Genomic DNA, 20,379 nt, shown 5'->3' on the forward strand with positions numbered 1-20,379 from the left:
GAACAGGAACCTTTGCATGTCCTTCCAACCGTCTTTTCTCGGCCGCAGCATCCACCGCGCGGCGCTTGCCCTGGGCTTGTCCGGCTCGCTGCTGGCGCTGACGCCAGCCTGGGCCAAAGCGCAGGCCTACGACATCCCCGCCGGCAGCCTGTCGCTGGCGCTGAGCCAGTTCGCCGCAGCCAACGGTGTGATGATCACCTTCAGCTCCGAAGACACGGCCGGGCTGTCATCGCCGGGTTTGCAGGGCGATTTTGAACTGGACCAGGGCTTTGCCAGGCTGCTGCAAGGCAGTGGCTTGCGCGTGGTGCAGGCCGGCGACAAGCGCTACGTGCTGGCCAAGGCTGACAGCAGCGCCGCCGTGGAACTCGGCGCCACCAGCATCAACGCCGCCGGCCTGGGCGCCACCACTGAAGGCAGCGGCTCGTACACCACCGGCATCACCAGTACCGCCACCAAACTGCCGCTGTCGCTGCGCGAAACACCGCAATCGATCAGCGTGGTCACCCGTCAGCGCATGGACGATCAGGGCCTCAACGATCTCACCGAAGTACTCAAGCAAACCCCAGGCCTGTCGGTGCAGAGCCTGGGCAGCGAACGCTTCAACATCTACGCGCGTGGCTACAGCGTCGACAATTACCAGTTCGACGGCATTCCCACCACACTCGACATTGTCAGCCAGGTCTCGGCGCAAAGCCTTGCCGACATGGCGATCTACGACCGCGTCGAAGTGCTGCGTGGCGCCACCGGCCTGATGACCGGTGCCGGCGACCCATCGGCGACCATCAACATGGTGCGCAAGCGCCCCACCGCCGACTTCAAGGGCCACTTCACGGCAGGCCTGGGCTCGTGGGACAAGTACCGCACCGAGCTCGACCTGTCCGGCCCGCTGACCCCGACCGGCAACCTGCGCGGGCGCATGGTCGCGGCCTATCAGCAGAACAACAGCTACGTCGACCACTACTCCCAGGAAAAGCAGATTTTCTACGGGATTGTTGAAGCGGACCTGAGCGACAACACCCTGCTCACGGTCGGCGCCGACTACCAGAAAAACAACCCGCAAGGCTCGTCCTCGGTGGCCTTCCCGCTGTTCTACAGCAACGGCCAGCAAACCGATTTTTCGCGCTCGACCAACAGCGCCGCGCGCTGGAGCAGCAACCCCCAGGATGTCCTCAACACCTTCGCCAGCCTCGAACACAAGCTGGGTTACGACTGGAGCCTGAAGGTGGCCGTCAACCAGATGTACATCAACCGCGATGACTACAAGCTGGCCACCGCCAGTTGGGGCTTCCCCGACATCAACACCGGCGCCGGGGTGCGCCTGTACGGTGGCGCCGGCAGCACCTGGCAGAAGCAAACCGGCGTCGATGTTCAGGCCCAGGGGCCTTTCCAGTTGTTCGGCCGCCAGCATGAGCTGATCGTCGGCTACAACTTCTCCCGCTACGAAAACCGCCACTCGCCCCTGCGCGGCACCGCCATCGAAGGCACCTCGGTCAATTTCTACGACTGGGACAACTACACCAAACAGCCGAACACCAGCAACGGCAAGCTGTATGACGGCGACACCAGCATCTACCAGAACGGCACCTACATCGCCACGCGCCTGCGCCCGACCGACGCGCTGTCGATCATCCTTGGCGCCCGCGCCAGCGACTACAAGTACAACTACGACATGGAATACGTGCTGACCCCCAACAGCAACCGCAATACCCAGTACCGCGAGAGCGGCGTGGTCACGCCCTACGCCGGTGTGGTCTACGACCTCAACGACATTCACTCGGTGTATGCCAGCTACACCAGCATCTACAAGCCACAAAGCGTGCGCGACGCCAGCGGGGCGACCCTCGAGCCGCGCGAAGGCGACAACTATGAAATCGGCCTGAAGAGCGAGTTCTTCGGGGGTCGCCTGAACACCAGCATCGCGGCGTATGAAATCAAGCAGGACAACCTGGCGGTGATCAACCCCGGCCAGGTCATCCCCGGCACCACCTCGGCGGCCTACAAGGCCGTCAGCGGCGCCACCACCCGCGGCTTCGAGATCGAAGCCAACGGCGAGCTGCTGCCGGACTGGAACCTCGCCGCCAGCTACAACCACAGCATCACCGAAGACGCCGACGACCAGCGCATCAACACTGAAGCGCCGGCGAACATGCTCAAGCTGTGGAGCACCTACCGCCTGCCCGGCGACTTCAACCGCCTGACCGTCGGTGGCGGCGCCAACTGGCAGAGTGGCACCCACATCACCGTGACCCCGAGCACCGCGATGGGCACGGTCAAGGCCAAGCAACAGCAGTTCACCGTGGTCAACCTGATGGCCCGCTACCAACTGAGCGAGCAGCTTAGCGCCACCCTCAACGTCAACAACCTGTTCGACAAGAAGTACATCAGCGCCCTGGACACCACCTTCTTCAGCGGCTACTACGGTGAACCGCGTAATGTGATGCTCTCTACCAAGTACAGCTTCTGAAATCGAGGTGCTTACAACGCCATTCGGTACTCGATAACCCCAGGCTTTTCGGCAATCCAGTCATAGAGCCGTTGGGCGGTGTGATTGGACTCCTGGGTGTGCCAGTACAGCCGGTCGCAGTGGTGCTCCCGCGCTTGCCCTTGCACGTACTCGATCAGCTGCTTGCCGAGCAGCTGGCCGCGCACGCCGGGGCAGACGTACAGGTCTTCGAGGTAGCAGAAGTCGTTACGGCCCCAGGTCGAGCGATGGAAGACGAAATGGACGAAGCCGTGGACCTGTTCGCCGTCAGCGGCCACCGCGCAATGCACGGGTTCGCGGCTGTCGAAGAAGCGCGCCCAGGTGGTCTGGGTGGTCGGCATGCCGATGTCGACCTTGTAGAACGCCTGATACTGGGCCCAGTGCGCGCACCATTGCTTGAAGTCGTTTTGCGTGACGGGGCGGATCGATACAACGGGATGTGCTGCGGTCATGGTCAATCCTTAGTGACGGTAGAAACTGCAGCGATTTATAGCGCGACAATGGCTTGGTTAAACCATCCAGTTTTGAATGGTTGAGCAGACCACTTACCATCTGAATGTGCCGGCTGCACCGGCCTCATCGCTGGCAAGCCAGCTCCCACAGGTCCGGTGCTTGCAGTTCCACTGTGGGAGCCGGACTTGCCGGCGATCGAGCGCGCAGCGCTCGCAGTACCGGCTGGCTGCAGACGGTTGCAGGGGTTGCAATCCCGGCCTATGTTCCATGCGAGGCTTTACCTGCGCTGCGAGGTGACTCCATGGCGAACGACTCCCGCCCGGCCGTGCTCGAACTGATCGGCAATACGCCGCTGGTGCGTGTCAGCCGCTTCGATACCGGCCTGTGCACGCTGTTTCTCAAGCTCGAATCACAGAACCCCGGCGGCTCGATCAAAGACCGTATCGGCCTGGCGATGATCGACGCCGCCGAGCGCGATGGCCGCCTGCGCCCCGGCGGTACCATCGTCGAGGCCACCGCCGGCAACACCGGCCTGGGCCTGGCCCTGGTCGGCCGCGCCAAGGGCTACCGGGTGGTGCTGGTGGTGCCCGACAAGATGTCTACCGAGAAGGTCCTGCACCTCAAGGCCATGGGCGCCGAGGTGCACATCACCCGCTCCGACGTCGGCAAGGGCCATCCCGATTACTACCAGGATGTCGCCGCGCGGCTGGCGCAGGAAATTCCCGATGCGTTCTTCGCCGACCAGTTCAACAACCCGGCCAACCCGCTGGCCCATGAGTGCAGCACCGCGCCGGAGATCTGGGCGCAAACCCAGCATGATGTCGATGCCATCGTCGTCGGTGTTGGCTCGGCCGGCACCCTGACCGGGCTGACCCGCTTCTTTCGCCGCCTGCAGCCGAACCTGGCGATGATACTGGCCGACCCGGTCGGTTCGGTGGTCGCCGAATACAGCCGCAGCGCCACTCTCGGCACTCCCGGTTCCTGGGCGGTCGAGGGCATCGGCGAGGACTTCATCCCGTCGATTGCCGACCTTTCCAGCGTGCGCCAGGCCTACTCCATCAGCGATGAAGAAAGCTTCGATCACGCCCGCCAACTGCTGCGCGCCGAAGGCATTCTCGGCGGCTCGTCGACCGGCACCTTGCTGGCGGCCGCGCTGCGCTACTGCCGCGAGCAAACCGAACCGAAGCGGGTGGTCAGTTTTGTTTGCGACACCGGCACCCGCTACCTGTCCAAGGTCTACAACGACCAGTGGATGACCGACCAGGGCCTGCTGGCGCGCAAACACTATGGCGACTTGCGCGACCTGATCGCGCGGCGTTTCGAGGATGGCCGGGTGATCAGCGTCGGCCCCGACGACACCCTGCTCACCGCCTTCCAGCGCATGCGCCTGGCCGATGTCTCGCAACTGCCGGTGCTGGTCAACGGCCAGAAGCTGGTCGGGGTGATCGATGAGTCCGACATCCTGCTCGGTGTGCACCAGGACGCTTCGCACTTTCACCTGAGCGTGGCCAGCGCGATGACCGCCAAGCTCAAGCTGGAAACCCTGGCCCCCAGCGCCAGCCTGGCGCAGCTGCAGGCCGAGCTCGACCGTGGGCTGGTGGCGATCATTGAAGACGCTGACGGCTTTTACGGCGTGATTACCCGTGTCGATTTGCTCAATCACCTACGCAGGTCCTTACCATGAGCCAGCACGATGAAAACGGCGCGCCACGCGCCTTCGCCACCCGCGTGATCCATGCCGGGCAGGCACCAGACCCGTCCACCGGGGCATTGATGCCGCCGATCTACGCCAACTCCACCTACTTGCAGCAAAGCCCCGGGGTGCACAAGGGCCTCGACTACGGCCGCTCGCACAACCCCACGCGCTGGGCCCTGGAGCGCTGCGTGGCGGACCTTGAGGGCGGCACTCAGGCGTTCGCCTTCGCCTCCGGGCTGGCGGCGATCGCCAACGTGCTCGAGCTGCTCGATGCCGGCGCCCACGTGGTCTCGGGCAATGACTTGTACGGCGGTACCTTCCGCCTGTTCGAACGGGTGCGCCGGCGCAGCGCCGGGCACCGCTTCAGCTTCGTCGACCTGGCCGACCTTTCGGCATTCGAAGCGGCGCTTGAGGCCGACACGCGGATGGTCTGGGTCGAGACCCCGAGCAACCCCTTGCTGCGCCTGACCGACCTTGCCGCGGTCGCGCGTATCTGCCGCCAGCGCGGCATCATCTGCGTGGCCGACAACACCTTCGCCAGCCCGTGGGTGCAGCGCCCGCTGGAGCTGGGCTTCGATATCGTCCTGCACTCGACCACCAAGTACCTCAACGGCCACTCCGACGTGATCGGCGGCATCGCCGTGGTCGGCAACAACCCGGAGCTGGCCGAGCGCCTGGGCTTTTTGCAGAACTCGGTGGGCGCCATTGCCGGGCCGTTCGACGCCTTTCTCACCCTGCGCGGGGTGAAGACCCTGGCGCTGCGCATGGAGCGCCACTGCAGCAATGCCCTGGAACTTGCGCAATGGCTTGAGCGTCAGCCGCAGGTGGCACGGGTCTACTACCCAGGCCTGGCCTCGCACCCGCAGCACGCGCTGGCGCGCCAGCAGATGCGTGGCTTTGGCGGGATGATCTCCCTTGACCTGAACAGCGACCTGGCCGGCGCCAAGCGCTTTCTTGAAGCGGTGCAGATCTTCGCCCTGGCCGAGAGCCTGGGCGGGGTCGAAAGCCTGATCGAACACCCGGCGATCATGACCCACGCCAGCATCCCGGCAGAGAACCGCGCGCAACTGGGCATCGGCGATGCCCTGGTGCGCTTGTCGGTGGGGGTCGAGGATGTCGACGACCTGCGCGCTGACCTGGCCCAGGCGCTGGCGCAGGTTTGAGTGGTCGGGGTGCTGGTGGCTGGGTGAGCGGGCTTAGTTCACCATCACCTCGTCCAGTGCCTGCTCGAGGGTGCTGACCGTGCGCTCGATATTGTGCAGCTTTTCGAGCCCGAACAGGCCGATGCGGAAGGTCTGGAAGTCGGCCGGCTCGTCGCATTGCAGCGGCACGCCGGCGGCGATCTGCAGGCCCTGGACGGCAAATTTCTTGCCGTTCTTGATATCGCCATCATCGGTGTAGCTCACCACCACGCCAGGGGCCTGAAAGCCGGCGGCGGCCACGCTTTTGATGCCTTTGCCGGTCAACATTGCGCGCACCCGATCGCCCAGAGCCTGTTGCTCGCCGCGCAGCTTGTCGAACCCGTAGGCTTGCATCTCTTTCATCACCTCGTTGAATCGCGCAAGGGAATCGCTGGGCATGGTCGCATGGTAGGCATGTCCGCCCTGCTCATAAGCCTGCATGATCTGCAGCCACTTTTTCAGGTCGCAGGCAAAGCTGCTGCTTTGCGTCTGCTCGATGCGCTCGAGGGCCAAAGCGCTGAACATCACCAGGGCGCAGCAAGGGGAAGCGCTCCAGCCTTTTTGCGGTGCGCTGATCAGCAGGTCGACTGCGCATTTGTGCATATCCACCCAAATCGTGCCTGAGGCGATGCAGTCCAGCACGAACAGGCCACCCACCGCATGCACGGCATCACCAACGGCCCGCAGGTAATCATCGGGCAGGATAATCCCTGAGGAGGTTTCAACGTGAGGGGCGAAGACAACCTGCGGCTTGTGCGTCGCAATGGCTGCCAGCACTTCATCCAGAGCGGGTGGCGCGTAGGCCGCCTGGCGACCCGCGTCGAGCGGCCGGGCTTTGAGCACCGTGGTGGCCGCCGGGATGTTGCCCATCTCAAGGATCTGGCTCCAGCGATAACTGAACCAGCCGTTGCGTATCACCAGGCATTGCTGGGCGCTGGCAAACTGTCGCGCAACCGCTTCCATGCCGAACGTGCCGCTGCCCGGGACCACCGCAACAGCCTGGGCGTTGTAGACCTGTTTAAGGGTCGTGGAGATGTTGTTCATCACGCCTTGAAAGGACTGCGACATGTGGTTGAGCGAACGGTCGGTGTAGACCACCGAGTACTCGACCAGCCCCTCAGGATCAATACTGGGATATAGCTTTGACATGGAGTGACTCCTTTGGCAGAGATATCAGTGGTATTACTCGGGAATGCCGGTCAACGTATGCACTACCCGCATTGCACAAGGCGGTCGAGCCGCTTGCGGGTCGATCTGTTCGCATTTCTTCAGCAGCGGATAGGCATCGGCAAACTTCATGGCCGCCACTTGTTCAGCGTGCTGCTGCGAAACAAAGCAGTGCTCGAACCGGAAGGCGGCATACACCTCGGGCAGCAGTGCCGGATAATCGTAAACCTCGTCGACGATACTCTTTAGCATCTTTGACATCTGCCCGTCGGCCGCGGGGGAAATCCTCGTGAGCAGATCACCCTTGGCGACGCCCGCTTGCCTGGCCGCAATGACTTCCTTCGACGCACCGATGGATGCCTGCATTCCCTGCGGAAACGGACAATCAGACGCCGCCAATGCCGAGGCCGACGCCATGCAACTCAGTAAAGTGAAAACAGCAGCCATCCTTGTCATGGAACTTCCTTATGTGTAGCAAGCATTGTTGAAATAAGCTGCGGATTCTAACCGATACCAGATGATGTGTGCTCCATTGACCTGGTCCGCTGCGGGGTTTGGCGATGTATAGCGACGGTCGAAGTCAGGCTGTCGCTACCGCCACGCCGTGGCGCGCAGGCATGGTGAATCGCAGACGGAGGTCAATTAGATGAAAATTTCGAAGGCATGTCTGGAGCCTGTTATTCACGCACTGGAGGCGAGCCTGCTTGAACGCAAGACTCGCCTTGATCGCGACATGCTGACCCGCCTGCTGGCTCAGGACTTCGTCGAGTTTGGCGCGCAGGGTATCGCCTGGAACCGGTCACAAACCATCGACGCTTTGCTGATGCAGGATTTTGTCCAGCGTCAGATCACCGATTTTCAGATTCGTATCCTCTCCGAAAAGGTGGTGCTGGCCACCTATCGGTGCACGGTCGATAGCCCGAACGGCACCCGTGATTCTTTGAGAAGCTCCATCTGGCGCCGGCTGGGAGACGATTGGCAGATGGCATTCCACCAAGGTACGAGAAGGGCAGCAGAAATTTGATCAGCTATTGGTGCCATGCTTGGGTGAGTGGCCGCTTTGGGTTGTGGATTCAACCGGTCGATAGCGGTCAGTGGCGATCGGCCGTTTTCGACCCAAAGCGGCCGGTCGGAGAAGGCAGCAACCCGCCAAAACCGGACATTTAGTCTCACGTCTCAATCATTCATAATGCTGCTCCGGAAAGTGCGAAAGTTAATGAATTCATGTTTGATCAATACTTGAAACGATGGGAACTGACCATCGACGGTGATGCTTTCGCCTCGCTGAATGGACATCTACTGCCCGTTCGCCACCACGGCCTACCAGCCATGCTCAAAATTTCGCAAGAGCTGGAAGAGCGGGCAGGCAATCTGCTCATGGCTTGGTGGGACGGTGAAGGAGCAGCTCCAGTGCTGGCACATGACGGTGAGGCCTTACTCATGGAGCGTGCGAACGGCTCGGTCTCCCTGGCGCACATGGTGAGCTGCGGCCAGGACGACGAGGCTACTCGTATTATCTGTGCGGTGGTCCGCCGCCTCCACATACCAAGTACAAAACCGCTGCCTGCTTTGGTCCCCCTGGTTAACCGGTTCGAAGCCTTATGGAGCGCAGAGGCAACGCACAGAGGAGTCTTTGAACACTGTGCAGAAACCGCCCGCCAACTTTTAGGTGCACCTCGCGAAGTCACGGTACTGCATGGCGACATCCATCACGGAAATGTCTTGGATTTTGGCGCCAAGGGATGGCTCGCTATCGATCCTAAGGGACTGTACGGTGAGCGCGGCTTCGATTACGCGAATATTTTCTGCAATCCGGATAGCAAAAGCGCTTTGGCTCCAGGGTGTTTCGAGCGCCGTATAGGGGTCGTGGCACACGCCTCCGAAATTGATCGCCACAGGTTGTTGCAGTGGGTGCTCGCATGGGCGGGGTTGTCAGCAGCCTGGATGCTCGAGGACGACATTGAGCCGGATGCCCCCCTTGAGGTGGCGAAGCTTGCAGCGTTGGCGCTCGGTTTGTGAGTTGGCCAGTGGCTAAGGTCCATGTGATGGATTGGACGCACTAAGCACAAACCGCACTAAAACACTGGCTTGTAGACTCAGCTCAATTTCCTCGTACCATTTCTGTACCACCACACCCTTCGCAAGTGACGTTCCGCAATGTAGAAAGTCCGTCTACATTCGGGGCAGCTAACGGCCCAAAGCGGTCAGTTGTCAGCTCCGATAACTGCCTCAAGTAGCTGGCCTTCGAAGTATTCCGTGTCATCGCGGGGCTCTGTATCCAACCGCCGCCTAGCCTCAGCCAACATTTGAGGAACTGCGATTCGCTGATTCAGAAAAGTAGCGACCATGAGATCTGAAAGCTCTTTAAAGGGCGTGTCCCAGGCATCTCGACAGCGTTGTAGTAACGTTGTCGGCGCCTCTCCTTTCCAAGGGCCAATGATGCTGGTTAGTGTCGTCGGTTGGGCCATTGGCATCTGTTCGTGCTGGTTGGGAAAAGGGATCTTACCGACAGTTCTAACGCAGTGCGAAGCACAACGATCCGTTGCGACTGAGCGTGATGTTCTTCCAAGCGGCTGCTACAGCCGCTTGAAAATCGGTTTATTGACCGGTGCTCACGATCGTGGGCGGCAAGGCGGCCTTCATCGCAAGACCAGGCCGTTGAAGTGGCAGCCGATGTGATACACACAAAGCCCTCTGCAACGTCCGGCTCGCAACTAGTTCTCGTAGCGTAGGGTGATGGCAAAGTTGCGGGGTTCGCCGTAATAGTTTCCGGTGTCTTGACTAAAAATCGCGGTGTAGTACTTCTCGTCGAAAACATTGTTGAGGTTCAATTGAACGCTCAGGTTCTGGTCGATTCGAAAGTTAGCGTTCAGGTCCACAAGGCTGTAGGCACTCTGCGAAATATCGTTCAGGTACAGCTTGCTCTGATGGTAGACGCTGGTCCCCACTCGCCATTGATCCAACTTCCCTGGCAGCTGATAGGTGGTGGCGGCCTTGAACAGTCGCTGTGGCGAATTTTCTGTGCCATAAGCGTCACCCTTTTTGGTACCAGCGACGTATTTTGGATGACTGTAGGTGTAGCCCATCAAGGCATTCCAGCCGGGCATCAACTCGCCTGAAACCTCTGCCTCGAACCCGCGGTTTCGCACTTTCGCACCCTCGGTGTAGCACCGCGAATCACGCGTTGGCCCGCAGACACGTCCAGCATCGGGAACGACCTGCGCAAGGCCTGACTGATCCACCTGGAAGAGCGCCAGGGCGGTATTCAACCTGCCATCGAACAGCTCGTTTTTCACGCCGACTTCGTAGTTACTGCCCGTCGTGGGTTCCAGCAATGTGTTGTCGACGCTGTAGTTGCCCTGCATCTTATAGATCTCGGTATAGCTGGCGTACACCGAGGTGTTGTCATTGACGTCGTAGACGATGCCGCCGTAAGGGATGACCTTGCGATTTTCCTTGAAGCGGTCCGTCTCCCAGGGGCCTTGGGTGTCGTAATCGACCCAGCTCAAACGGCTGCCGAGAATGACGTGCAGATCATCGAGCGGATTGAGGCGGGTGGCGGCATATATGCCCTTGTCCTTACGCACATGGCGGCTGGGCGTCAGGCTGCCGACTATGTGCGGTTCAGGGAACTGCGAGGTGTCAAAGTCCAGAATGTCGACGATAGGGTTCACGCTTGATGAGCCTGTCACGTACTGCAGCCTGTCGCGCCTCATGTTGGTCCCTATCACCACCTCATGCTTGCCCCCCAGCAGGGTGAATGCGCCGTTAAGCGCCGCGTCGAGATTGATCTGTTCGTCATCGTAACGGGCGCTGTTCGGCCAGTACTGCATCGTCGAATCGGAGTCTTTGCTGTGATACCCAACCTGAGCGAGAAAATCTGCATTGGACCAGATCAGATTGGTGGCGACGGTGAGGTTCCAGTCCTCATTGAAGCTGTGCTTGATATCGGCAAAAACGTTGCGGTTGATCTTGTCCAGGTGGGCCCACTTACCGGCGAACGACTTCGAACGCGAGAAGTTGTAAGAACTGCCATCCAGGTGGGTGGGCAAACCACCCCAGTCGTAGCCGCCGTTATTGTCCTGCTGGAAAGATGCCCCCACCGCGATCGTGGTCGAGTCACTCAAGTCGGCTTCGCCAATGGCGTAGAACAGCTGATTGTCCTTGTCAGCGTAGTCCTGGTAGCTATTTCGACTGTTGTACATCAGGACCGTACGGCCACGCAGGGTGCCCTCTGCGTTCAGGGGGCCGCCAACATCGAGTTGCGTGCGGTAGTTGTCCCACGAGCCAGCACCGAGCTCCGCCTTGAGTTGGTATTCACGCGTCGGTCGCTTGCGCACCATATTTATCGCCGCAGACGGGTTACCTGCCCCTTGCATCAGGCCTGTCGCACCTCGGACAATTTCCACCCGGTCATACATGGCCATGTTGTTCACTGACATGACGTCCATCGAGAAACTTTCCGTGACGCTGCTCGGCAGGCCATCGAACTGCAAGTCGTCGACCTGGAACCCTCGCGAGTAGTAAAGCGCACGCTCTGTGCCGAACCCTTTAACCGTGCTGATGCCTGTCGCTGCCCTTGCAACGTCTTCCAACGACTGCATGTTCTGGTCATCCATCTGTTGCCGAGTGACCACACTGATGGACTGAGGCGTTTCACGCGGCGAAAGCCCCAACCTTGTCGCCGTGTTGGTAAGGCCAGTGGTATAGGCGCCGGTCCCCTCAGTTGTCGAGGCCAGCCTGAGTGCATTCACATCGGTAACGCCCAGCTCCAGCACTGCCGAATCAGTCGATAGCTTGCGCAAGGTCAGCGTCTTGTCATTGACGAACTCATAACCGAAACCACTGCCGCTGAGCAGATGATCGAGCGCCTCATTGACCTTGTAGGGCCCGCTCAACCCAGCGCTGTTCATTCCACTTACCTCGTCGGAATTGAAAATGATGCGCAGGCCGGCTTGATCGGCGAATCGGGTTAGTGCGCTGTCCAGTGGCTGGGCAGCGATATTGAAGAGCTGAGTGACAGCGAAGGCTTCGGAGCCCCTGGCATGAACATCGACCGGTGCCAGCAGTCCGAGCAAGGCAGCCAGTGCCATTGCCTGGCGCAACGAATGCGCACGGGTACGTAAGGAGACATGAAACATGAAAGCAACCTTTCCCTAGAGTTGGCTGCGCGACTTTAATGTGAATGATTCGCGCTTCGTATCTACGACGAAACGACGTGGAGGACCTTGCCAAAGAATTTTCATTTTTTTGCAAGGTGCTCTCCGGGAAGGGATGCTGGCCCTGTATCAGCGCTTGGGCCGCACCAGCGTGAGTAACGGCAACCGAGTGATGCGAAGTGGCTGCGTTTGCTCAAGCGCATTGAGCGCAGCGTGTGGATCCTCCACTTCGAATGTGCCGCTGATACGCCGTGCCGCCAGCGTTTCATCCGTCAGGTAGAGGACGCCTGGGATGTACCGGTCGAGTTCGGCGAGCACCTCACCCAGCGGCCGCGCATTGAAAATCAATTTGCCTCGCTGCCAGGTGGCGACATCCTGCACATCGACTTCCACCGCCATCTGCGGCGCCAGACCCTGGCGATAGGCCGTGGATTGCCCTGCGGGCAGACGCAGGGTCTCCCCGCCCGAACTGAGCTGGACTATCCCTTCGCTCACCTGGACGGTGACTTTGTCGCCGCGCTGATCCACATCGAAACGTGTGCCGATTGCCTGCACATCACCTTGAGCGGCGTGAACGATGAAAGGCCGCGATGAATCCTTGGCAACTTCGAAGAGTGCTTCCCCTTGATACAGCGTGATGCCACGTTGGTTATGGCTGTAATTCACCGACAGCACGGTGTCACCATTCATCCACAGCCGACTGCCGTCTTCAAGGCGCAATTCCCGTCGCTCGCCAGGGTCTGTCACATGATCGGCATAGAGCGCTGACCAGGGGCGTTGCAGCGCTGCACTGAACACCACTATTGCAACACAAGCAGCCATGCCGGCTGCCCATAAAGCGCGTACAGGTTTACGACGTTTCTCGGGGGGCGGAGCAACGAATTGTCGGGCTTTTTGTGTGAGGGGGAACGCGCCCCACAATGCCTCGGCCCTGCTTGCGGCGTGAGCATGGAACGCAGAGCGCTGGCACCAGTTGTCATAGGCCAGGTGATCGGCTGTAGTAGCCCGACCTGAGTGCAGATGCACCAGCATCTCGATGGCCTGGTCTTCCAGATCGGAAGGATCAACACTGTCGGTCATGGGTTCTTCAAGCTTGGAAGTGTGAAGAGGCGTCCGAGTCTGGGGGGGCACGTTCATATAAGGCAAGCGGTTCATCTCCACTGCGTCCGGCTCAGCGAGTCGCGACAATGACGTACAGCTTGAACAATGTACTTCCCCACGGTGCTTTCGGAAACGCCGAGTCTTATGGCGATCTGCGCATGGGTCAGCCCCTCGAGACGGTTGAGCAGTAGCGCCAACCTTGCGTTGGTTGGCAACTTGTCCATGGCGATATCGAGCTGTGCCAAAGCCTCATCTGTGATCAGAGCAGTCTCTGGTGAAGGGCGTGGATCGCATACCTCCAGGGCCTGTGATTCATCGGCATGCAAGGCATTGAGTCGCCCCTCCCGACGCATACGATCAATGGCCAGGTTGCCAGCTATGCGGAACAGAAACGCGCGAGGCTCCTGTATCGGTTCGCCCGCCGGCAGGTTAACCAAACGCAGATAGGTATCCTGGGCCACATCGGCAGCTTGCTCAACGTTACCCAACCGCCGAGCCAGGAACGCCAACAGTTCTGCGTAGTGCTCATGGAAGTTGGTTAGCAAATCAGAGGTGCCAATGCGTGACATGCTCAGCCCTATTTCGGTGAACCGGCCCCGCCGGAGAGCGGCGAATACTACATTAACTGAGAAGCATTATTAAATGGATTAAGAGCAGCGGCCCGTTTTGCAGCGGAGTTCCGCGCAGACACGTCGGTGATTAAAGCCGACAGTCAAACCCAGCCTTAAGGCAATGGCGTCAATTTGATATCATGGCTGTCAGTCGAAGCAAGGAACTGCTCCATGATCTCACGCGCAAAAAAAATCCTCTGCCTGCCTGGCATTCTGCTGCTGGCGGCAGTTTCCTCCCAGGCTGTCGCTGGGCACTTCGTCATTGACATGCAAACCGATGAAGGCCGCAAGCTGGCGAAAACCATCGGCACCGATAAGTACCGCTACGCCTTGTTCAACGAGTTCAGCAAGGACGCGCCGTACAGTGCGATCGCGCTGAGCAACTCGGAGGGTTTCAAGGACGGCGTTGTCGTTTACAACGCCGTCATCAATGCCACGGAACAGGGCGCAAAAATGATCTTCACGCAGTTTGTCGACTGCGGGAAGCTGCAGACCAATGAGGGCTTTATTGAAGTCAACGATCAGCCGATCAAGGTGCTGCATGAGTGCCGCGAGGAAAAACCAGGCACCAAGGTGTCGATCTTCCTGCCGGTCTCCGATGCCGCGCAGCACTATATCTACAACGCCTTCGCCAAGGATGTCCCGGTGAAGGTCAGGATGGATAAACACCCCGTGGTGTTTCCAACCGACGGTTTCCTTGAGGCCTGGAGCGTGAGAAACAAGAAGGCGCTTTGAACTCAAACCCTGCTCACTGTTGCTCAAACTCATAGCCCAAACTGTGCCCATGGCTGACCCACTCCACCACGCCCCGGCGGTTGAGCTTCAAGTCGTCCTTGCCACTGCCCTCGCGCACCGGTGAATGCTCGCCATAGGCGTGAACATTCACCTGTTCATACAAGGCGCCGTACTTGACCAGGTAATAGGCAATCATCGCGGCACGCGCCTGGGCCAGGACGAAGTTCTGCTCGGGCGAGCCGATGTCATCGGTATGGCCCTCGACAAAGACTTCGGCCTCGGGATGGCTCACCAGGTAGTTGGCCACATAGGCAAGCCTGGCCTGATAAGGCGGCTCGATCGCCGAGCTGTCGGTGTCGAAATACACCACCAGGCCGCCGGCCACATCGGGCTCATCCGACAGCGCTTGCAGGGCGCGCTGGTTGTTGGCATCGGCCTCGGCCGCCGAGACGAACAGCGAGTGTTCGCTGGTGCTTGCAGGGTTGCTGCAGCCTGTCGCCGTCAATACCAACAGCACGGGCAGGAAGCAGCGCAGATAACGGTTCATAGGCCCCTCTTCTCGTCTACAGGATCGCAACTAACCCGCGCACAACAGGCACACGCCCAGCCATTGGTACACCTTGAGCAACAGGTAGTCCCAGGCCCGACTGAACCAGCCGCCCTCTTCCACGCTTTCCATCACCACCAGCGGCTTGCTGGCGACGTGTTTTGAGCCCACCTGGAAGTTGACCACCCCCACCACCTGCCCCGCCTGCAACGGCGCGTGAAGTTCGGCGGTGTCGACGATGGCGCTGGCCTGCACCTCGGCCGAGTGCCCGTAGGGCACGCTGATGGTCGCTTGCGCGCCGGCATTGAGCTTGACGTTGCGGGTCTGGCCAAACCACACCCGCTTGCTCATGAACACTTCGTCGGCCTGGATCGGCGTCACCGTCTCGAATGCGCGAAAGCCCCACTTGAGCAGTTTTTCCGACTCTTGAAAGCGCAGCCGATCGGACTTGGCGCCCATCACCACGGCAATCAGGCGGCGCCCGTCACGTTGCGCCGAGGTGACCAGGCTGTAGCCGCCTGCGCTGGAGTTGCCGGTCTTTAAACCGTCGACATCCAGGCTGGTACTCCACAACAGGCGGTTGCGGTTGTATTGCTGAACGTTGTTGAAGGCGAAGGCCTTTTGTTTGTACAAGGCGTACTCCGCCGGCAACTCGGCAATCAGCGCACGGCTGAGTATCGCCATGTCGCGGGCACTGCTGTATTGCCCTTCGGCGGCCAGGCCATGGACGGTCTTGAACTGGGTATTGGTCAGGCCAAGTTTGCCGGCCTGTTCATTCATCAGGTCGATAAAGGCGTTTTCGCTGCCGGCAATGTAAGTGGCCAGGGCAATGCAGGCGTCATTGCCAGACTGCACCACAACCCCGGCATTGAGGTCTTGTACCGAGACCCGGTCGCCGGGCTTGAGAAACATCAACGAAGAACCCTGCAAGTGCGGATTGCCTGCGGCCCAGGCATCGTGCTCGATGGTCACCCGGTCACTGGCGCTGAGTGCGCCGGACTGCAGAGCCTCGCCGATCACATAACTGCTCATGATCTTCACCAGGCTGGCAGGGTCGATGCGCGCATCGGCATTGCCCTGGGCCAGGACTTCGCCACTTTCATAGTCCATCAACATCCACGATTCGGCGGCGACGCCCGGTGCCGCGACAAGGTCTGCAGCACTTACCGTAAAAGACGCACTGGCCACTAACCACGGTGCAAGTAATACACACAACAACCCCTTAACTACTGCTGAACCTTTCATACGCTCCCAAACTCGACTGCCCAACTCATCAGCCACTGCAAATACGCTGATGAAGTATTTGTCTGCGGATTGTGCGTACGCCTATACTATAAATCAATCAACTATCAAGATATCTGATATGCATAGCATTGATATCGACTCTGTCGACTTGAACTTACTGCAAGTGTTTGTCGCCCTGATCGAAGAAGGCGGTGCCAGCCGCGCTGCGCTGCGCCTGGGGGTGACCCAGCCTGCGGTCAGTGCGGCCCTTGCGCGGCTTCGGGAAATTTACGCCGACCCGTTGTTCGAACGCACCGGCCGTGGCCTGCGCCCGACCCTGCGCGCCAACGAGCTGGCGCCGCTGATTGGCGAGGCCCTCAATCGCTGCCGGCAAGCCTTTGCGTTGTCGGTCGCGGGTAAAGACATCAAGGGCCGGACCATCACCATCGGCCTCTCCGACGACAGCGAAATCGCCCTGGGGCAAAGCTTGGTGGCGCTGATCGATGAACAACTGCACGGCCTGCGCATTCTGTTCCGCCAGACCCACAGCGGCCTGGTGCAGGACATGCTCATGCATCATCAGATCGATATCGCCGTGTCTGCCGGCGGGCTGTCGTCGCCGCTGATTGCCCGCCACCGCCTGGGCCGCGGCAACTACCTGTGCATCGCCGATGCTGACAACAGCATTCCCAGCAGCGCCGAGGACTACGCCCAGCGGCCGCACCTGCTGGTGTCGTCGGGCGGTTTCGTCGGCATCGTCGACGAGGGGCTGAATGCGGCCGGCTACAAGCGCAGCATCCGCGCCTCGACCTCGCACTTTGCCGCAGTGCCGTTTCTGCTGGTGGGCTCGAAGCTGATCACCACGGTGCCCACCCACGCCGCCCGGGCCATGGAACGGGTCAGCACCCTGCAGACCTTTCCCTGCCCGGTGCCGCTGCCCTCCTACGACCTGGAAATCGGCACGCGGGTGGGCAGCAAGCACGACAGCACGCTGCAAACGGTCAAGTCGCTGATCATTCAACTGGTGGACAACACCTTCTGTCTGTCCTGAGGCCGGGCATCGAGCGCCAGTTGCACGCACGCGCGGGCCAGTACCGTGGTCGGGTCGACCACCGCCACCCGGTGCCGGCCCAGGCCCATGGCCGGCGCCGGGCTGAGCACCAGCGGCAGCTCAGTGCAGCCCAGAATCAACACCCCGGCACCCAGCTCGCACAGGTGCTCGGCGACCACCAGCAACTGCTCCTTGCAGATGCCCTCGGTAAACCCGGCCTTGATCCCGCGCGCGCCGTAAATGGCCTCCATCACCAGCGCCTGGTATTCGTGCCCCGGGGTGATCAGCTGCAAGCCGGCCGCCCGCGCGGCCTCATGATAGACAGCGCTTTGCAACGTGCCCGAGGTGGCCAGCAGCCCCACTGGCGTGCTCGCGCCATGCTGCTCGACGATGCAGGCGATGGTCTCGTCGAGCATGTTGACGATCGGCACCTCAAGGTGCGGCTGGATACGCGCTACGAACGCATGAGCGGTGTTGCACGGGATGGCGATGGCATCGGCACCGGCGTCCGCCAGGCGCTGGCAGGTGGCGTAGAGGGCAATGGTCGGATCGGTTTCAGCCCTGAGCAGGTTCGCGGTGCGGTCGGGAATCTGCGGGTTGTGCTCGACCACCATTTTGATGTGGTCCTGATCCTTGCCGGCGGGCGTGTTGGCCACGACCTTATCCATGAAGTCCACCGTTGCCGCCGGCCCCACGCCGCCGACGACGCCGAGCTTGAACGGCGCCTCGGCGCGCCGGTAGTGCTCACTGGCGGCGTAGTCGGCATAGATCGCATTGCTGTCGAGCATGGCGATGCCGCTGCGCTGCAAGGCCGCGCAGACCAGGGCCAGTTCGGTCATGCCCGGTATGATGACGGCCGCGCCCTGCGCCTGCAGCGCGTCAGCCAGGCGCTGTACGGCTTCGAGCGGCGCGCCGTCGAGCCCGCCGTGCTTGATGCCAGCGTCGCCGTACACCGCCGCCATCAAGGCTGCCTGCTCGGCCGCCGGCGGGTAGCTGAGGCGGTAGTCGCCGCCCAGGTAGCGCTCGAACAGCCCGGACCCGCGAACCACATCCGAGGCCAGCACGCCGAGCACCGTCCCCGGCGCATACCGGCCGGCAATGTGCTGCTTGAGCGCCGCCATCATGTCGAGAATACGCAGGCTCAGTTGCTCCTGGATCTCGCCAAGGAAGGTATGGCTGGCGAAGCACGGCAGCATCACCGTCTCGATACCGCGGGCCTCGAACGCCTTGCACAGTTCATAGACATAGAACTTGCGCGAGGCGACGCTGGCCCCGGCGTAAAGGGGCAACGCGGCGTCGCTGAAAGCCTGCTGCTCCAGCAGCAGGTGGCAGTTGAACTGCTCGGCCAGCACGTGGCGCGAGCGGGTCAGCTTGTAGAACAGGTCTGCCCCGGCCAGCGCCCCCAAGCCGCCGATCACGCCGATTTTGCGTACCGCGACAGCTTCATCCGATTGCACTTTTGTCTTCATTGCCTTGACCTGTTGGTGGCTTGCGTCGGGTTCACAGTGATTCGCAGACTTCACCCTGCACCGCCAGCGTTGGGCTCTCTTTGATAAGCCGGGCCGGCAGCGCCAGGATCAGCGCGCCAGCGCCGACCACCAGCAAGCCGGCGAACAGGTACAGGCCGATATCCAGGCTGCCGGTGCTGGCCTTGACCAGCCCCAGCACCGTTGGGCTGGTGAAGCCGCCGAACAGCGCCAGGGAGTTGATCAGGGCAATGCCGCCGGCAGCTGATTCACTGCCCAGGTAACGGGTGGGGATGGTCCAGAACAACGGCATCGAGGCATACAGCCCGACCGCCGCCACGCTCAGGGTCACCAGGCCCAGCACCAGGTTGCCCGGCACCAGGGTGCAGGCGATCAACGCGCAGGCGGCCACCAGCATGCAGCTTGCCAGGTGCCAGCGGCGCTCGCCGACGGCATCGGAATGCCTGCCGATGACGATCATGCCCACGGCGCTGGCGATGTAGGGCACCGCCGTCAGCAGGCCAATATGGAAAGGGTCGTCGACGCCGTAGCTTTTGATCATCCCCGGCAGCCAGAAACCGAGAATGTAGAGCCCGGCCATTACCGAGAAATACACCAGCGCCAGGGCATAGATGCGCGGGTCGCGCACCACCACACCGAGTGCGTGGCTTGTGCTGCCGGTGGGCGTGCCAACCTCTGCGGCGATGCGCTGGCGCTCTTCGCGGCTCAGCCATGTTGCCTGCTCGGGCCGGTCGATCAGCAGGAAGCCGGCCAGAATACCGAGGATGACCGCCGGCGCCCCTTCGAGCAGGAACATCCACTGCCAGCCGTGCAAATCATGCACGCCTTCCATGGCGCGAATGATCCAGCCCGACAGCGGCCCGCCGAGAATGCCGGCGATGGCAATGGCCGACATGAACACGGCGATCACGCTGCCGCGCATGCGCACCGGAAACCAGTAGGTCAGGTAAAGGATGATGCCCGGGAAGAACCCGGCTTCGAACACCCCGAGGAAAAACCGCGCCAGGTAGAACTGCAAAGGCGTCTGCACAAACATCATGCAAGACGACACCAGCCCCCAGGAAATCATGATGCGCATGATGGTCTTGCGCGCACCGATGCGGGTCAGCAGCAGGTTGCTGGGCACTTCAAACAGCACATAACCGAGGAAAAACACCCCGGCGCCGAGCCCGTAGACCGCATCGCTGAAGTTCAGGTCCTGTTGCATGCGCAACGCGGCGAAACCGATATTGACCCGGTCCAGGTAAGAAACGATGTAGCTGACAAACAGCAGCGGCAATATCTTCCAGGCGATCTTGCGGTACAACAGGTGCGAACCAGTATTCATTTCTGACAAGCCTCTAGTATTTTTGTTATTGGTGCAGGGCAACGCAAAGCGCAGAAACTTCAAAGCAACGATCAACCGCAGAGCGTGTCGGAATCGACAGGCACCTGGCTTCAGGACGAAGCCAGGTGTGCAGCAACATCAGGGCAACCGGCGCACGC

At 60.9% G+C, this 20,379-nt stretch carries 17 protein-coding genes; 7 read left to right on the plus strand and 10 right to left on the minus strand.

Going from position 1 to position 20,379, the window contains the following annotated elements; genetic code table 11:
* The first annotated feature begins 16 nt into the window (after positions 1 to 16).
* On the plus strand, positions 17 to 2,464 hold the full coding sequence (locus ACIOVF_RS19975) for a TonB-dependent siderophore receptor (RefSeq protein ID WP_401291907.1): 2,448 nt from the start codon (positions 17 to 19) through the stop codon (positions 2,462 to 2,464).
* A gap of 11 nt (positions 2,465 to 2,475) precedes the next feature.
* Here ACIOVF_RS19975 and ACIOVF_RS19980 read toward each other — a convergent pair whose 3' ends face one another.
* Positions 2,476 to 2,934: a GNAT family N-acetyltransferase gene (locus tag ACIOVF_RS19980; RefSeq protein WP_123567529.1), complete on the minus strand. Its 459-nt coding sequence runs from the start codon at positions 2,932 to 2,934 to the stop codon at positions 2,476 to 2,478.
* A 302-nt stretch (positions 2,935 to 3,236) separates the two neighbouring features.
* On the opposite strand from ACIOVF_RS19980, the gene ACIOVF_RS19985 reads away from it, so the two are divergent.
* Both ACIOVF_RS19985 and ACIOVF_RS19990 read left to right on the plus strand, forming a co-directional pair.
* On the plus strand, positions 3,237 to 4,619 hold the full coding sequence (locus ACIOVF_RS19985) for a pyridoxal-phosphate dependent enzyme (RefSeq protein ID WP_401291910.1): 1,383 nt from the start codon (positions 3,237 to 3,239) through the stop codon (positions 4,617 to 4,619).
* On the plus strand, positions 4,616 to 5,794 hold the full coding sequence (locus ACIOVF_RS19990; protein WP_401291913.1) for a trans-sulfuration enzyme family protein: 1,179 nt from the start codon (positions 4,616 to 4,618) through the stop codon (positions 5,792 to 5,794). Before ACIOVF_RS19985 ends, ACIOVF_RS19990 begins: the two co-directional genes overlap by 4 nt.
* Before the next feature lie 33 nt (positions 5,795 to 5,827).
* Here the strand turns inward: ACIOVF_RS19990 and ACIOVF_RS19995 are convergent, their stop codons facing one another.
* Together ACIOVF_RS19995 and ACIOVF_RS20000 are read right to left on the minus strand one after the other, a co-directional pair.
* Positions 5,828 to 6,961 carry an aminotransferase class V-fold PLP-dependent enzyme gene (locus ACIOVF_RS19995; protein ID WP_401291915.1) on the minus strand — a complete coding sequence of 378 codons (1,134 nt, stop codon included), beginning with the start codon at positions 6,959 to 6,961 and terminating at the stop codon, positions 5,828 to 5,830.
* 33 nt (positions 6,962 to 6,994) lie between these two features.
* Positions 6,995 to 7,435, minus strand: coding sequence for a hypothetical protein (locus ACIOVF_RS20000; RefSeq protein WP_401291918.1), 441 nt, complete (start codon positions 7,433 to 7,435; stop codon positions 6,995 to 6,997).
* 190 nt (positions 7,436 to 7,625) lie between these two features.
* Here ACIOVF_RS20000 and ACIOVF_RS20005 point away from each other — a divergent pair, with 190 nt between their 5' ends.
* Together ACIOVF_RS20005 and ACIOVF_RS20010 are read left to right on the plus strand one after the other, a co-directional pair.
* Positions 7,626 to 8,003 carry a DUF4440 domain-containing protein gene (locus tag ACIOVF_RS20005; protein ID WP_401291921.1) on the plus strand — a complete coding sequence of 126 codons (378 nt, stop codon included), beginning with the start codon at positions 7,626 to 7,628 and terminating at the stop codon, positions 8,001 to 8,003.
* 200 nt (positions 8,004 to 8,203) lie between these two features.
* Complete coding sequence (locus tag ACIOVF_RS20010) at positions 8,204 to 8,998, plus strand: aminoglycoside phosphotransferase family protein (RefSeq protein WP_401291924.1); 795 nt, start codon at positions 8,204 to 8,206, stop codon at positions 8,996 to 8,998.
* A gap of 695 nt (positions 8,999 to 9,693) precedes the next feature.
* On the opposite strand, the gene ACIOVF_RS20015 is transcribed toward ACIOVF_RS20010, so the two are convergent.
* From ACIOVF_RS20015 to ACIOVF_RS20025, 3 genes are all read right to left on the minus strand, one after another.
* Positions 9,694 to 12,120, minus strand: a complete 2,427-nt coding sequence (locus ACIOVF_RS20015) for a TonB-dependent siderophore receptor (protein WP_401291927.1) — start codon at positions 12,118 to 12,120, stop codon at positions 9,694 to 9,696.
* A gap of 147 nt (positions 12,121 to 12,267) precedes the next feature.
* Positions 12,268 to 13,218 carry a FecR family protein gene (locus tag ACIOVF_RS20020; protein ID WP_045201530.1) on the minus strand — a complete coding sequence of 317 codons (951 nt, stop codon included), beginning with the start codon at positions 13,216 to 13,218 and terminating at the stop codon, positions 12,268 to 12,270.
* Between the two features lie 71 nt (positions 13,219 to 13,289).
* Positions 13,290 to 13,808 carry a sigma-70 family RNA polymerase sigma factor gene (locus ACIOVF_RS20025; protein ID WP_045201532.1) on the minus strand — a complete coding sequence of 173 codons (519 nt, stop codon included), beginning with the start codon at positions 13,806 to 13,808 and terminating at the stop codon, positions 13,290 to 13,292.
* 213 nt (positions 13,809 to 14,021) lie between these two features.
* On the opposite strand from ACIOVF_RS20025, the gene ACIOVF_RS20030 reads away from it, so the two are divergent.
* A complete protein-coding gene (locus tag ACIOVF_RS20030; RefSeq protein WP_045201534.1) occupies positions 14,022 to 14,585 on the plus strand; it encodes a hypothetical protein in 564 nt (187 codons plus the stop codon).
* Between the two features lie 13 nt (positions 14,586 to 14,598).
* Here ACIOVF_RS20030 and ACIOVF_RS20035 read toward each other — a convergent pair whose 3' ends face one another.
* Together ACIOVF_RS20035 and ACIOVF_RS20040 are read right to left on the minus strand one after the other, a co-directional pair.
* Positions 14,599 to 15,132 (minus strand): OmpA family protein, encoded by a 534-nt coding sequence (locus tag ACIOVF_RS20035; protein ID WP_052676571.1) that lies wholly within the window; start codon positions 15,130 to 15,132, stop codon positions 14,599 to 14,601.
* A gap of 30 nt (positions 15,133 to 15,162) precedes the next feature.
* Positions 15,163 to 16,377 carry a serine hydrolase gene (locus ACIOVF_RS20040; RefSeq protein WP_401291933.1) on the minus strand — a complete coding sequence of 405 codons (1,215 nt, stop codon included), beginning with the start codon at positions 16,375 to 16,377 and terminating at the stop codon, positions 15,163 to 15,165.
* A 118-nt stretch (positions 16,378 to 16,495) separates the two neighbouring features.
* Between ACIOVF_RS20040 and ACIOVF_RS20045 the strand changes: the two genes are divergently transcribed.
* Positions 16,496 to 17,407: a LysR family transcriptional regulator gene (locus ACIOVF_RS20045; RefSeq protein ID WP_401291936.1), complete on the plus strand. Its 912-nt coding sequence runs from the start codon at positions 16,496 to 16,498 to the stop codon at positions 17,405 to 17,407.
* On the opposite strand, the gene ACIOVF_RS20050 is transcribed toward ACIOVF_RS20045, so the two are convergent.
* Both ACIOVF_RS20050 and ACIOVF_RS20055 read right to left on the minus strand, forming a co-directional pair.
* Positions 17,374 to 18,876 carry an amino acid racemase gene (locus ACIOVF_RS20050; RefSeq protein ID WP_401291939.1) on the minus strand — a complete coding sequence of 501 codons (1,503 nt, stop codon included), beginning with the start codon at positions 18,874 to 18,876 and terminating at the stop codon, positions 17,374 to 17,376. The two genes, ACIOVF_RS20045 and ACIOVF_RS20050, sit on opposite strands and share 34 nt — an antisense overlap.
* 31 nt (positions 18,877 to 18,907) lie before the next feature.
* Positions 18,908 to 20,221, minus strand: a complete 1,314-nt coding sequence (locus tag ACIOVF_RS20055) for an MFS transporter (RefSeq protein ID WP_195883659.1) — start codon at positions 20,219 to 20,221, stop codon at positions 18,908 to 18,910.
* Between the last annotated feature and the right edge of the window lie 158 nt (positions 20,222 to 20,379).

Source organism: Pseudomonas sp. NPDC087612, from assembly GCF_044743505.1.
Classification (GTDB): domain Bacteria; phylum Pseudomonadota; class Gammaproteobacteria; order Pseudomonadales; family Pseudomonadaceae; genus Aquipseudomonas.